The sequence below is a fragment of the Aeromonas aquatilis genome (assembly GCF_054052405.1).
Window position 1 is genome coordinate 19,879 of sequence record NZ_JBSTYP010000002.1, and the last position, 13,636, is coordinate 33,514.

At 61.5% G+C, this 13,636-nt stretch carries 10 protein-coding genes; 3 read left to right on the top strand and 7 right to left on the bottom strand.

Going from position 1 to position 13,636, the window contains the following annotated elements:
- Nucleotides 1-53: 53 nt before the first annotated feature.
- The 4 genes from ACW5W8_RS00890 to ACW5W8_RS00905 all read right to left on the bottom strand — a co-directional run bounded on the left by ACW5W8_RS00890 (nucleotide 54) and on the right by ACW5W8_RS00905 (nucleotide 5,191).
- Nucleotides 54-1,013, bottom strand: coding sequence for a GGDEF domain-containing protein (locus ACW5W8_RS00890; RefSeq protein WP_498625989.1), 960 nt, complete (start codon nucleotides 1,011-1,013; stop codon nucleotides 54-56).
- Nucleotides 950-1,888 carry a tetratricopeptide repeat protein gene (locus tag ACW5W8_RS00895; protein WP_498625990.1) on the bottom strand — a complete coding sequence of 313 codons (939 nt, stop codon included), beginning with the start codon at nucleotides 1,886-1,888 and terminating at the stop codon, nucleotides 950-952. The genes ACW5W8_RS00890 and ACW5W8_RS00895 overlap by 64 nt, the downstream gene beginning before the upstream one ends.
- Nucleotides 1,889-2,113: 225 nt before the next feature.
- On the bottom strand, nucleotides 2,114-3,568 hold the full coding sequence (gene viaA / locus ACW5W8_RS00900; RefSeq protein WP_498625991.1) for an ATPase RavA stimulator ViaA: 1,455 nt from the start codon (nucleotides 3,566-3,568) through the stop codon (nucleotides 2,114-2,116).
- A gap of 9 nt (nucleotides 3,569-3,577) precedes the next feature.
- Nucleotides 3,578-5,191 carry an ATPase RavA domain-containing protein gene (locus ACW5W8_RS00905; RefSeq protein ID WP_498625992.1) on the bottom strand — a complete coding sequence of 538 codons (1,614 nt, stop codon included), beginning with the start codon at nucleotides 5,189-5,191 and terminating at the stop codon, nucleotides 3,578-3,580.
- Nucleotides 5,192-5,504: 313 nt separating this feature from the next.
- Here ACW5W8_RS00905 and ACW5W8_RS00910 point away from each other — a divergent pair, with 313 nt between their 5' ends.
- The gene (locus ACW5W8_RS00910) at nucleotides 5,505-5,939 is read left to right on the top strand and encodes a DNA polymerase III subunit psi (RefSeq protein ID WP_498625993.1); all 435 of its coding nucleotides are present in this window, start codon (nucleotides 5,505-5,507) and stop codon (nucleotides 5,937-5,939) included.
- Nucleotides 5,940-6,048: 109 nt separating this feature from the next.
- Nucleotides 6,049-6,498 carry a ribosomal protein S18-alanine N-acetyltransferase gene (gene rimI / locus ACW5W8_RS00915; protein ID WP_498625994.1) on the top strand — a complete coding sequence of 150 codons (450 nt, stop codon included), beginning with the start codon at nucleotides 6,049-6,051 and terminating at the stop codon, nucleotides 6,496-6,498.
- Nucleotides 6,499-6,535: 37 nt separating this feature from the next.
- On the opposite strand, the gene ACW5W8_RS00920 is transcribed toward rimI, so the two are convergent.
- Entirely contained in the window at nucleotides 6,536-7,081 is a 546-nt protein-coding gene (locus tag ACW5W8_RS00920) for a hypothetical protein (protein ID WP_498625995.1), read from the bottom strand.
- 185 nt (nucleotides 7,082-7,266) lie between these two features.
- Between ACW5W8_RS00920 and ACW5W8_RS00925 the strand changes: the two genes are divergently transcribed.
- Entirely contained in the window at nucleotides 7,267-9,057 is a 1,791-nt protein-coding gene (locus ACW5W8_RS00925) for an AMP-dependent synthetase/ligase (RefSeq protein ID WP_498625996.1), read from the top strand.
- An 81-nt stretch (nucleotides 9,058-9,138) separates the two neighbouring features.
- Here ACW5W8_RS00925 and gshA read toward each other — a convergent pair whose 3' ends face one another.
- Both gshA and ACW5W8_RS00935 read right to left on the bottom strand, forming a co-directional pair.
- Nucleotides 9,139-10,737, bottom strand: a complete 1,599-nt coding sequence (gene gshA / locus ACW5W8_RS00930; protein ID WP_498625997.1) for a glutamate--cysteine ligase — start codon at nucleotides 10,735-10,737, stop codon at nucleotides 9,139-9,141.
- A 61-nt stretch (nucleotides 10,738-10,798) separates the two neighbouring features.
- Nucleotides 10,799-13,612: a M16 family metallopeptidase gene (locus tag ACW5W8_RS00935; protein ID WP_498625998.1), complete on the bottom strand. Its 2,814-nt coding sequence runs from the start codon at nucleotides 13,610-13,612 to the stop codon at nucleotides 10,799-10,801.
- Nucleotides 13,613-13,636 lie beyond the last annotated feature (24 nt).

Below are 13,636 nucleotides of genomic sequence, written 5' to 3' on the forward strand. Positions count from 1 at the left end.
CAAAGCAAAATTGCGCGACATTATACCCGCGCGAGTGAAAAATACCCAGCCCGTCAATCGTCTGTTTCCACCCGGTTACGCCCCGCCCCTTTCGCACGATACAACGCATTGTCGGCACGCTGGATCAGGGCCGCCAGATCCTGATCATATTCTCGCAGAGCGGCACACCCGATACTGATGGTTACCGGGTACGACATGCCGGGCAGCGCCCGGTTGGCCGCCCGCTCAGCCACCCGGCACGCCTCTTCAAGGCGGGTATCCTGCAGCAGGATCAAAAACTCCTCCCCACCGATACGCCCGCACTGATCCTGACGCCGAAGCTGACGGGCGGCCGCCCGGGAGACCCACTGCAGTACCCGATCCCCCTGATGATGGCCCAGGGTATCGTTGATCCGCTTGAAGTGATCGATATCGAACACCAGCAGACAAAATGGCGTGCCCTGCCTGCGAGCAAGCGCCAGCATATCGCTGCCCTGCCGCAGCACCCGACGGCGGTTGTTGATGCCGGTCAGCTCATCGGTAAAGGCCAGACGACGCATCCGACGGTTGCGATCCAGCAGCCACCCCATCGTCAGCAGCGCCAGTACCCCGCAGAGCACCATCACCACCAGCAGCCAGAAACGACGCTCCTTGACCTGCTCCAGATCCTGCTGCTGCAGTCGCTGCTCGACTCGCAGTCGCTCGTTCTCCCCCTCCTGACGGGCCAGTTCGAACTCGCCGCGAACCCAGGCCGTGTTCTGTTCCCGTAACAGCTGATCGAGCCGCTGCTCCTGCACCAGATGCTCCCGCAATGCGGCCAGTGCTGCCGGATAGTCACCTTGCAACTCGAGCGCCCGACTGCGTACCCAGTAGAGCTCGAGCAAAAAGCGCACGTGTCCTTCCATCTTCAAAATCGGCTCAATCTTCTCAAGCGCACGCAAGGCTGGCGCCGGTTCCTGCTGTTCGACTCTCAACCTCGCCCGCACCAGCTCGAGATGCGCATGGAGGATGGGGTCAACGTCGGGAGAGAGCACCTCGCCGCGTGTGCCAGCAAGCGTCCGGCATCAGCGGAGCGATCCAGCCCGAGCAAAGCCTCGGCCTGCATCACCATGCGTTCGGCATGCTCAATCAGATATTGAGGCTGATTATAAAAGGTCGCACTGCGTTCAAGCTCGCCCAGCGCATCCTGATAACGCCCGGTCTGCAGATAGACCATCGCCAGTTGATCACTTAGCCTTGCCGAGCCAAATCCGTCGTGGCTCCTGGCAAAGTGTTCGCTCAACCGGTTGAGAGTGGCCAGCGCTTCGGCATAGAGACCCATACGACGAAATGTGGCTGCAATCTCGAGCTGCGCCTGGTGATAGCAAGTGGGCAACCCCAGCTGCTCATAGATATTGTGCGCCTTGGTGAGATCCATCAGTCCCTGGCCTGAGACCCCCTGAAAAGACAGCATGGCCCCCCGGCGGGCCAGCGCCAGCGCCTCCAGCTTTGGCAAGGCGGCCTCCCTTGCCAGCCGCAGCCCCTCATCGTAATCGTGACGAGCCTTCGCTACCTCACCGAGCAGCTGATTGAACCAGCCGCGGCAAATCGTCAGCTCCGCCACGGCGGCGTCATCGCCCCGCTCGCGCGCAATGATCAGCATCCGCTCCGCATTGGCGATGGCGGTACGGGACTCCTGCATGTCATCGGCCGATTGGGCCCAGCAAGCCAGACGACTGATCCGCATCTGCTGCGACGGCGGATAGGCGTTGCCATCCCGCTGCAAACGGGCAAGGCGCTCCCGCAGCAACTCGATCGGCTGGTAGACCCGCTCCATCCCTCCCAGTTCATTTTCCAACTGCTCGGGGGACAAGGGTTTGGCTGCCAACCCGAACACCGCCAGCAACAGCAGCAAGGCAAGTCGGCTCATACATACTCCGGATCAATGGGAAAGATCATCGGGCAAGCCGATGCCGGAAAATCACCATCTTTTCCCCTGTAACAATGGTTGTAAAGGCTATCACCCGGACAGAGAGCCCGAATGGCAGGCTAGTCACATTTTACTGCAATATCATAGCATTAGGATGAAAGCGGGGACGCACAGCGAAAAAGAGGCGCGGGATAACCACTCAAGAGGGGTTGCCCTCTCCGGTCACTAGTGATGCTGCCAGCGCCGAAGCAGCCGACCGCGCAGGCCGCAATCGAGCAGCCAGCTGTTGTCAAAGACCAGCAACAGCGCCTGCTTGGCGTGGCGGGACATGGCCACCGCATGAAAACGGGTCTGGCGCTGGCGATAGCGGTTCATCTGATCGAGCAGTGGATGGGGCAAGCTCTGGGCGATAAAGTCGGAGATGACCAGCACATCCGCCTTGGCAAAAGCGGGATCATCGAGCTTGGCCAGCGCTTTTTCCAGGCAGGGCACCAGATCGGTACCGCCGTGAAAACTCATGGAGAGAAAGCGCTCCGCCTTGTCCAGCCCGGTATCTGCGGTGATCTCGAGGGTCGCCACCTCGGTGGAGAAGAGCATCAGGTAGCAGCCGCGCTTCTCATCCATCGCCACCTTGAGCAGCGCCAGAAACAGCGCCTTGGCACACTCCTCGGGATAACCGCCCATGGAGCCCGAAGTATCGACGCAGACGATAAAGGGGCCTCGCTGCTGCAACTGCTGCCCCCCCTGCTCCGGAGTGCGCAGCATGATGCGCTGGCGCGGCAAGGTGCCACGTGACTGGTAGCTGAGCAGACGCCGCTCCAGATAGCGGCGATAGAACTCCAGCTCCAGCTCCGGCAGCCCCAGCATCACCGCCTCGCTTGGCAGCAGCCGCATCAGATCGCTCGCCTGATGAATGCCCACCAGATCATCCGGCACATCGTCGCTGGGAGCGGGCTCCAGCTCCAGCACCTGAACCGGCGGCACAGGTTGCTCCTGCGCCCGCCGATCCCGTTCGCTGCGCCCGAGCAGACCGGCAATTTCCGCCAGCAAAGGCTCGCGCTGCAACATGCGGGCGTACTGCTTGACCAGCACCAGACTGCGCTTGTGCCAGTGTCCCTGCGCCAGATCCCAAAGACCACCAGCGGAGATCTGGTTGGGATCGAGGGCATCGGCCAGGGTGCGGCTCGCCAGCAGCTGATCTTCAATCTCCTGACGCTGCTTCTCCCGCTCCGCCTCGGCGATCTGCTGCTGCAGTTGCAGCAGGCTCCCCACCAAACTGGCGCGCCACTTGTCGATAAAGAGCTGGCGCAGCCCCTCGGTGGGGTGGGCCGTCAGCTGGCGCACCAAGGATCGGGCCTCCCCAGCGAAGGGGCTGTACTGCTCCAGCGACTCCAGCAAGCCGGGCAGGCGACCAATCAGCTCGGTCATCGGCAGTTGCCGATGCGCCTGATAGAGCAGGTACTCCTGCTCCAGCGCCACCGGCACCGGCTTGTGACGGATCTCCTCGCCAAGCTGCTCGCCCCAGCTCTGCAGGCGCTTTTTCAGCAACTTGCCCTGTAGCGGGGAGCGTTTGATAAATTCGGAAATCTTGGGCGATGCAGCCAGCAACGCCACCACCTCTCCCGCCAGCTCACCCTCTCCCATGAGAAGGCCCAGATCCAGCATGCCGATCTCAAGCATGAGCGCTCCTTACTCGTCCAGCCTTGGCAACCGCTCGCGCCACTGCACCAACTCGCTGCGCAGCAGTTCGAGATCCCGGTTCAGCACGAAGAAGCTGTCTTCCACCTGCTGCAACCAGCGTGAGTCGATAAAGAGGTGTTGTTGATGACGCTCGAACAGGCTGCGCTGCTGCTTGAGCATCTGCATCACCTTGCCGACCTGAACCAGCAGCTCGTCGAGCGACTGCAACCAGGGCGCCAGCACCACCTCGGGGATGGCGTTGCGCTCCATCAATACCAACGGGATCTGCTGGCGCTGGATATCGAGCACCTGCAGCCGTAGCTCATCGTCCAGCACCAGCTCGTAATGCCCCTCTTTCGGGTTGCCAAACTCATAACCCACCAGTGCCTCACCGGTGGGGCGCCAGTGGGAGAGCAGGGTGCGATCGAACACCAGAGTGCGGGTGAGACGCTCGGGATCGCTGCCATCCAGCGGCGCCGGAGTGATCAGATGGAAGTGCACCTGTTTGCCAAAGGGTCTGGCATTGGCAAGCGGGATCTCGATACCCCGGGCCCGTCGGCCAAACCACTGCTTGCGTTGCCGAGCCTTTGTGCACAGGCGCTGGGCCACGCTCTGTCTGAGCTGTTTGAACTGATCCCGAAGGGCGAGTAGCTGGCGGGTCATCGCCAGTTGCTGATAGCCGTAGAGACGGGAGAATTCGGTCATCATCTCCAGCAGGGCGGTGCGGGACTCCTCGTCATGCCAGAGACAATCCTTGAACAGCAGCAGATCTACCGGTGCGACCTCATCGCGGCCATTGAAGAAGGCGCTCGCCTTGATAAGCCGTACCGCCTTCTTCCAGCGGCGATCCGACACATAGCAGCGATGGGCCAGCTGGCTGTCGAGCTGCTGGCGCAGCTGATAGATGAGCTCGAAACAGGCATCCGGCAGGCGCACCTGTTCAATCTGGCTCTGCCACAGCTCGTACTCATCCCCGCGGATCTGCAGGGATTCCGGCAAGTTCTGGTGGGCGTGACCATCGCTGGCCAGCATGGATTGAAAGTTGGCTTTCTCCTGCACCCGGTCCATCCAGATCCGCACCAGCATCCGGTCGTAGAGCGCTTCCAGCCCGCTGTCTGGCGCCGGCAGCTCGTTGGAGGCAGTCACCAGCAAGCGCATCGGGATGGGGTGCTGGCTGTCGCCATTACGAAACTGCCGCTCGTTGATGGCGGTGAGCAGGGTGTTGAGGATGGCAGGGCCCGCCTTCCAGATCTCGTCGAGGAACACCACTTCGGCCTCAGGCAGATAACCTGTGGTGAGACGCAGATATTTGCCATCCTCTTTCAGCGCCTGAATGGAGAGGGGGCCAAACACCTCCTCCGGCGTACTGAAACGGGTCATCAGGTATTCAAAGTGGCGGGCGTCGTGAAAGGCCAGCTTGAGGCGGCGGGCGATCAGGCTCTTGGCAATACCGGGTGGCCCCAGCAAGAAGACACTATCACCGCTGAGGGCAGCAAGCAAACCGAGGCGCAAGGCATCCTGCCGTTCGTAGAGTCCCTCACCGAGGGCGGCCAGCAGCCGGGGCAAGCGCTCCTGGATGGGAATAAGACGCGCAGGATTCTGGGCTTGAGCTAAAGACGACATAGAGAGTGTTCCGAAGCTGGGATGATGTTAGCCCCAAGGCGCGATATCCATTTGCTCGACCTTGGGTTTTGTCTTGTTATGATGTTTATTCTGGTATCTCTTGCCGCACAATACCCGCCTCTGGCAGGAAAAAACGCAAAGGCAGTGCGATACCATATCGGCAGCGTGCTGCGCCCATGCATAGCCCGTGTCGTGATGGCACCATGCCCGCATGCGCCAGATGATGCGTTGCAAAGGGTGCAGCAAAAGCGGTTCGAGTGTACCCTGCGCAACACAATTTTCCCCAATGCAGATCAAGAGTGAGTCGCCTCAAATGCAAGATCCCGTTCGTCAGAGCATGTTGGCCCGCATGGGCATTCAAAGCTGGCAACTGCGTCGCCCGGCATTACTGAGTGCAGATCTCGCGCCCGAGCTTGCGCAAGATGCCGTGCAGCCCGACCAGACAGCACCGGCCACCAGAGCTCCGCTGCCCAGCGGCAAACTCTGGTTGCTGGCGCCTCAGCTGCCTGCCACTACGCTGCTGGCTGATATCTGCCAGCTGCTCGGCATGACCCCCGACGAGGTCTCACTGCTCAGCGAGCTACCGCCTGCCGACCTGCAAACGGCGGGCGCCTCCCCCCTACTCTGGCTGACGGAGGCCAACCCCGAGCGGCCTGATGCGCTGATCTGCCCGCTCGCCCCCAGCGCCGCGCAAAAGCGTGCCCTGTGGCAACAGCTGCGCCAACACCTTGCGGCCAGCGTGGCGTGATCCTGCATCATGCCGCCAAGTCCCACTGTGATGCTGCTCTTTTTACCTGATTTTACATACGCCGCGTCTGCCAACCTTTATGCCCACAATGCTGCCATCCGGAGCCCCCATGCCTGAGTTTCGCCCCCTGCTCGAAGCCGATTTCGACCTTGTCTACCCCATCGAGCAAGCCGCTCACAAGGAGCCGTGGAGTGAGGCCAACCTGCTCTCCTGCTTCGGCCCTCGCTATCTCAACGGCTTGATGCTGGTCGATGGTCGCCCGGCGGGCTTCTATATCTCGGATCTGGTGGCCGGCGACAGCTCGCTGATGAACATCTGCGTGCATCCGGCGTTTCAGGGCAAGGGGTTGGGACGAGCGCTGTTGCAGGCCTATCTGGCGCGCAGCAAGCAAGCCGGGGCAGAGGCCTGGTTTCTCGAGGTGCGGGCGGGCAATAAAACCGCTATCTCCCTCTATGAGAGCGCCGGTTTTGCCGAGTATTGCCGCCGCGCCGACTACTACGGCACCGGTAACGACAGGGAAGATGCGGTGTTGATGTCGCGACTGTTCGATTTCGGCTGATCCAGCCTGTTCGTCGCACCCATGCCTTTTGTCCCCCTCAATCGAGGGGGGCATTGTCCAGCGCGGGATCCTGCAAGGTCAGGGTGGTATGCACCACCGCCTCGAATCCGGCCCCGGAGAGCGGCATATAGAAGCCACGCTGCCAGGTTTTCCCCGGCATCCAGATCTGGTCGATATCCACCACTATCTTGATGGGTCTGAGGGGCCGGCCCGGCTGCTGGATATAGATGCCGGGCGGCGTGGCAACCTTGGGAAAGCGGCGCAGGATCTGCTCGCTGCCATCCCCCTTGCCCGGGTTGATCCGCACCTTCACCAGCCGGGCGAGCGGGCCAGCCATCTCCTTGCTCTGCCAGAATTTCTTCTCCAGATCGCCGCAGCGGCGGCACTTGGGGGTCTCCAGCACATAGAGCAAGGGATAGCCCAACGCCAGTGCCTGTTGCTGCGCCTGCTGATACCCCTCGGCCCCCTGATACCAGGGATTGGCGGGCCCCTGCGATCCCGAACTCCAAAAAAACCAGGCAGCTCCGCCCCCCACCACCATCAGCCCGACCGCGGCCAACGCCCCTTTCACCCACAGATTCATATCGTTAACCCTCTCTCTGCCTCCTAGCAGTATCGGCCAGTCTGCGCAAAGGGAGAGCTATTTGCGCTCTTTGTGATCCAAGACAAACAGCGAACACTTGTAAGCTGTAATGTTGGAGTTTAAACTCTAGCCCGATTTTTAGTGCCCTCGCGGGCGTACAACTGTAATTAAAGGATGTTTAACTGATGCCGAAGCTTCATCTGGTTCGACTGATGCGTGAACGTATTGCCCAGCTTGGCAACAAGGCTGCCCTGCGGGTTCAGCAAGATGGCCAGTGGCGCGCCATCGGCTGGCGTACTCTGGGCCAGGCCATGGACTACTGCGCACAGGCGCTGATCCGCGCCGGCCACCAGCCCACCGAGATGGTCGGCATCTATGCCCGCAACATGCCGGAGTGGACCCAGGCCGATCTCGGCATCTTGGCCGCCCGCGGTGTCAGCGTCCCTATCTACCCCACCAGTACGCTCGATCAGCTGCGCTACATCGTCAAAGATGCCGGCATCAAGGTGCTGTTCGTTGGCGAACAACCCCAGTTCGATCAGGCGCTGCAACTGATTGAAAGCGGCGAGATCCGCCAGCTCATCGCCCTCGATGGCAACGTCAATCTGCGCGGCTGCGAGCAGGCGAGCCACTTCCAGACATTTCTGGTCTCCGGCAACCATCAGCCCAGCGAGCAGGAACTGCGAGTACGGGAAACCCAGTACCGGATGGATGATCTGCTGACCCTGATCTACACCTCCGGCACCACCGGCGAACCCAAAGGGGTCATGCTCGACTTCAGCAACATCGCCGCCTGCTTCGAGATGCACAACAGCCGTCTGGATCTGAACGAGCAGGATGTGTCGCTCTGCATGCTGCCGCTCAGCCACGTGTTCGAGCGCGCTTGGAGCTACTACGTGCTCTACTGCGGCGCCGAGAACGTCTATATCCGCGATCCGCAGAAGGTGATGGATGTGATTGGCGAGGTGCAGCCGACCGTGATGTGCGCCGTGCCACGCCTCTACGAGAAGGCCTACGCCATGATCCAGGCCAAAGTCGCTCAGGCGCCGGCCCTGCGTCAGGCCCTGTTTGGCTGGGCCACTCGCGTCGGCAAGCAGATGGTCGCCACCCGTCAGGCTGGCAAGTCCGCCTCCCCGCTGCTCTACGGCCAGCTCTGGCTCGCCGAGCGGCTGGTGTTTCGCAAGCTGCGCGCCCGCTTCGGCGGCAGCACCCGCTTCCTGCCGGTGGCGGGCGCCCGTCTGGCCGACGATGTGAACCTCTTCTTCCAGGCCATGGGACTCAACCTCAAGTACGGCTACGGCATGACCGAAACCACGGCCACCGTCTGCTGCTACGAAGATCAGCAGTTCAAGCTCGGCTCCATCGGCACGGCACTGAACGGTATCGAAGTGAAGCTGGGTGAGAACAACGAGCTGCTGGTGCGCTCCCCCACCGTGATGCGCGGCTACTACAACAAGCCGGACGCGACCGCCGAGGTGATGACCGAGGATGGCTTCCTGCGTACCGGCGATGCCGGTGAGCTCGACAGCCAGGGCAATATCTACTTCACCGAGCGTCTCAAGGAGCTGATGAAGACCTCCAACGGCAAGTACGTGGCACCGCAACTGGTGGAAGGGACCATCGGCAAGGATCGCTTTATCGAGCAGATCGCCATCGTCGCCGATGCCCGCCACTTCGTCTCGGCGTTGATCGTCCCCTGCTTCGAGTCGCTGGAGGAGTACGCCCGTTCCATCAACCTGCAGTACCAGTGCAAGACCGAGCTGCTGCGCCACTCCCGGGTAATGGAGTTCTTCGAAGCACGCATCGCCGACTTGCAAAAAGAGCTGGCCAAGTTCGAGCAGGTAAAGAAGTTCACCCTGCTGCCGAGCGCCTTCTCCATGGAGCTGGGTGAACTCACCCCCACCATGAAGCTGCGCCGCAAGATCATCGAAGCCAAGTACCAGAGTGAAATCGAGGCCATGTATAACCACGTCTGATATCGCTCAGGTTCAGAGAAATAAAAAAGCCGCTCACTCGAGCGGCTTTTTGTTGGCACTTTGGTTGATACGAACCCGCCTTCAGGCCGTGGTGGTACTGGTCCCGAAGTAGTCGGCCAAGAAGTCATCGAACGACAGGCTGTCGCTGCGCTCGCGTTCACGCTGCTTGGCCAGCGAATCCTTCGCCTCACCGGCAAAGTAGGCCTCATCCCAGTACTGCAGTTCGCCTGCCAGCAGCTCCTCGCGATAGCGGGTCGCCAGCTTGTCGCCGTAGCAGCCGTTGTCCTTGCCGCTCTCCAGCAGCTCCTTGAGCATACGGGCGGAGTAGGTGAGCTCGGGGTTGAGCAGCTTCTCGCGGTGCATCGCCAGCGTCTCGCGATAGCGGTTGCGGCCGCAGCAGCGATCCAGCAGATCGGCCACCTGAGCCAGCTCGTCGAACAGTTTGAGGCCGTACTCTTTGAGGCCAATGGCATTGCCCTGCTCATCTTCCAGCGTCAGGCCGGGACGACGCCCTTCCAGCACCACCTTGTTCTGGTTGCGGCGGTTGCGGGCAATCTCCTCGTCACTCAGCACCGGAGAGGGGCGCAGCAGGCACCAGACCAGGAACAGGTCGAAGAAGCGGATCTGGTCTGCGTCGATGCCGAGCGGGGTGAAGGGGTTGACGTCTACGGTGCGCAGCTCGATGTATTCGATGCCGCGCTGATCCAGCGCATCCGAGGGCTTCTCGCCGCTGCGCGGGGTGCGCTTGGGGCGGATTGGGGCGTAGAGCTCATTCTCCAGCTGCAACACGTTGTCGTTGAGCTGGCGATACTCCCCATCCACCTTGACCCCGATCTTGGCAAAGTCGGGATTGTGGGTGTTGATGGCGCGGCGCAGGCTGCTGACATAGGCCGGCAGATTGTCATGGCTGATCTTGAGCCCAGCCTGGGCGCTGTTGGTATAGCCGAGATCGGAGAGACGCAGCGCGGTGGCGTAAGGCAGATAGAGGGTGCCCTTGCCGGTCTTCTCGAACGGCAGGTTGCTCTTGCGCCCTTTGAGGAAGGATTCGCAGATGGCCGGGGAGGCGCCGAACAGATAGGGCACCAGCCAGCCGAAGCGGTAGACGTTGCGAATAAGCCCCATGTACTTGTCGGAGATAAAGCGCTGGCTGCAGCACCCTTCGCACACCAGATCCTGCCACTCGCTCCAGAAGCTGTCTGGCATGGAGAAGTTGAAGTGCACCCCGGCGATCACCTGCATCAGGCTGCCGTAGCGGTTCTTCAAGCCTTGACGGTAGAGAGTCTTCATCTTGCCGATATTGGAGCTGCCGTACTGGGCCAGTCGGATGCTCTCCTCACCGCCAACGAAGCAGGGCATGGAGAGCGGCCAGATCCGCTCGTCACCCAGATGCTGAATCACATGGTGATGGATGTCGCCGAGCTGCTCCATCAGGCTGTCGAGGGAGTCGGTAGCCGGGGTGATGAACTCCAGCAGACTCTCCGAGTAGTCGGTGGTGATATTGGGATGGGTCAGGGCCGAGCCCAGCGCCCGGGGATGGTCACTCTGGGCGAGTCGGCCATCCGGCGTGATGCGCAGGCATTCACGTTCGATCCCGCGCCGGATCCCCTTGAGCGCGGTGAGGCGCTCCGGTGATCCCAACGCATTCAGCAACTCGGTGAGCGACAAGCTTGTTGTAGTCATATTCACGGCTCATGTGAGGCCGCCCCATCCGGGGCGGCTCTTGATTTTTATAAAGCGTCAGTTACGGCAACTGCAGCGGATAGATGGGAAGATGAAGCTCCTGCAGGGGTTTTTCAAGCTTTTGCTTGTCTCCCACCACCACGATCACCATGTCGGCCGGATTGAGCCAGCGGGCAGCACTCGCCTTGAGCGCCTCGGGCGACACCGTCTTGATCAGGTTGTTCTGGGCCTGCACATAGTCCGGCTTCAGGTCATACATCACCATCTGCAGCAGGAAGCCCGCCTTCTGGCCCAAGGTCTCGTAAGAGAGGGCATCCTGCTGGGAGACAGCGCTGCGCATATAGGCCAGCTCGACCGGGGTCGGGCCGCTCTTGCGGTAGTTGTCCATCTCCTTGAGGAACTGGCGGATGGCATCGACGGTCGCATCGGCCCGCACATTGGCGCCGGTGGCGAAGGTGCCCACCTCGCGGTTGGCGGAGAAACCCGAGCTGGCGCCGTAGGTGTAGCCCTTCTCTTCCCGCAGGTTGAGGTTGATGCGGCTGTTGAAGTTGCCACCCAGGTTGAAGTTCATCAGCCCGGCGGTGAAGTAGTCACCCGTGGTATCGAACGGCATGGCGCGACGACCGATACGGATCACCGACTGGGGCGCCCCCGGCTTGTCGACCAGATAGATGCCCGGCTTGGCCTGCTCACCCTTGAGCTTGAGATCCCCCAGAGTCGGCGTGGCCCCCTTCCACTCGGTCAGGAAGCCAAGTTGCTCCTCGATCTGCTTCTGGTCCACATCACCGACCACCACCACTTTGGCGTTGGTGGGGTTGTAGTAGGCCTGATAGAAGTGCTTCACGTCCGCCAGGGTCAGCTTGGCCACATCGGCAGGTACTCCGTCGGTAGGTTGACCGAGGCGATTCTGCTTGCCGTAGACCAGCTCGCGGAACGCCTGCCCGGCCAGCCACTCGGGCTGCTGTTGAGCCTGCTGCATACCTTGCAGCAGCTGCGCCTTGACCCGCTCGAAGTCCGCCTCCCGCATACCGGGGCGCTCGAACACTTCCCGTGCCAGCGCCAGCGTCTGGGGCAACTTGTCCACCAGCGAGCTGATGGTCACGAGGTTGTTGTACTGGGCACTGGAAACATCGATGGAAGATCCCAGCTTTTGCAGCTCGTCGCTGAGCTGAGCCTCGGTCAGGCGCACCGAGCCCTGTCCCAGCATGGCGGCGGTCAGATTGGCCAGCCCCAGTTGCCCTTTATCTTCGGCACGAATGCCGCCCGGCAGGGCGATCATGATGGAGACGGCCGGGATCTCGTCACTCTTGGTGCCGATGATCTCGATGTTCTTGTCGAGCTTGCCGTGCCAGATGGCGGGCACCTTGACGCTCACCGCCTCGCCCGTCTTGGGCTGCACGCTGCGATCGAAACTGTCTTTAACCGGTCGTTCGGCCAGCGCTTCGTCATGCTTGCTGTAATCGGGCAGCTCGCGCTTGGCGGGGGTAAAGTTCGGGGTGGCAACCTGCCACTCGGTCTTGCCCTTGGGCACCACGCTCAACACCACCGCCGGCTTGCCGGCGATGAACTGGTCGTAGGCGGCCTTCACCTGCTCCGGTGTCACCTTGCCGATGGCGTCGAGGGTCTTGAACACATAGTTGGGATCCTGGGTAAACACCTGACCCATTGCGAGCTGGCTCACCTTGCCGGAGACGCTATCCAGACCCCAGATGGCGGAGGCGCGGTACTTGGCGATCGCCTTCTCCAGATCTTCCGGCTTGAGGCCGCGCTGGGCGAACTCGCCGATCACCTTGTCCACCTCCCCCTTGAGGGTCTTGAGGCTGCCATCCTGCGACGGATTGGGATAGGCGTAGACGGTCAGAGTACAGGCCAGCTCTTCGCAGTAGTGGGACGCCCCCACATCGATCGCCTTGCCGGTTTTCACCAGCGACTGGTAGAGCATGGAGCTGGCGGAACCGCCCAGCACGTCGGCAAACATGTCGAGCGCAGGCTCCTGCGAATCGCCCAGGGAGACGGTGGGGTAGCTGATATAGAGCAGCGGCAGGTGTACCTTGTCCTGCAGCGTCACGTAACGGGTCTCGGGCAGGGTCACCGGCTTTGGCGTCGGCTCGGCCACGTCCGGGCCGCGCAGGATGGAGCCGAAGTACTTCTCGATCCACTCGAGGGCCTGCTTGCTGTCAAAGTCGCCGCCCAGAGTCAGGGTGGCGTTGTTGGGGCCATACCAGCGCAGAAAGAACTGCTTGAGGTCGTTCACATCGACCCGGTCGAGATCTTCCACGTAGCCGATGGGCTGCCAGGAGTAGGGGTGAGTACGCGGATAGAGCGCCTCCCCAACCTTCTCGCTCACCAGCCCGTATGGCTGGTTATCGACCCGCTGGGCCCGCTCGTTCTTGACGGTGGCGCGCTGGATCTCGAACTTCTTCTGGCTCACCGCATCGAGCAGGAAGCCCATCCGATCCGCCTCCAGCCAGAGCACTTTTTCCAGCTGGTTGGCAGGCACGGTCTCGTAGTAGTTGGTGCGGTCCTTGTTGGTGGTGCCGTTCATGTCGCCACCGGCCTCGTTGATGATCCGCATATGCTCCTGATCACCGACGTGTTTCGAGCCCTGGAACATCATGTGCTCGAAAAAATGGGCGAAACCGGACTTGCCGACCGTCTCGCGGGATGAACCGACGTGATAGGTCACATCGAGGTGCACCAGCGGATCGGAGCGATCGGGGGCCAGGATCACGGTCAGGCCGTTGTCCAGCTTGTACATCTGGTAGGGGATGGCGAGCTTGCCCTCCTCCTTGCCCTGTTCGGCGATCAGGGTCGGTGCCGCCAGCACCGGCAGGGTGAAGCCCAGCAGAATCGTTAAAGGTATGACTTTGTTCACGGTAACCTCGTGAGTGACAAATAC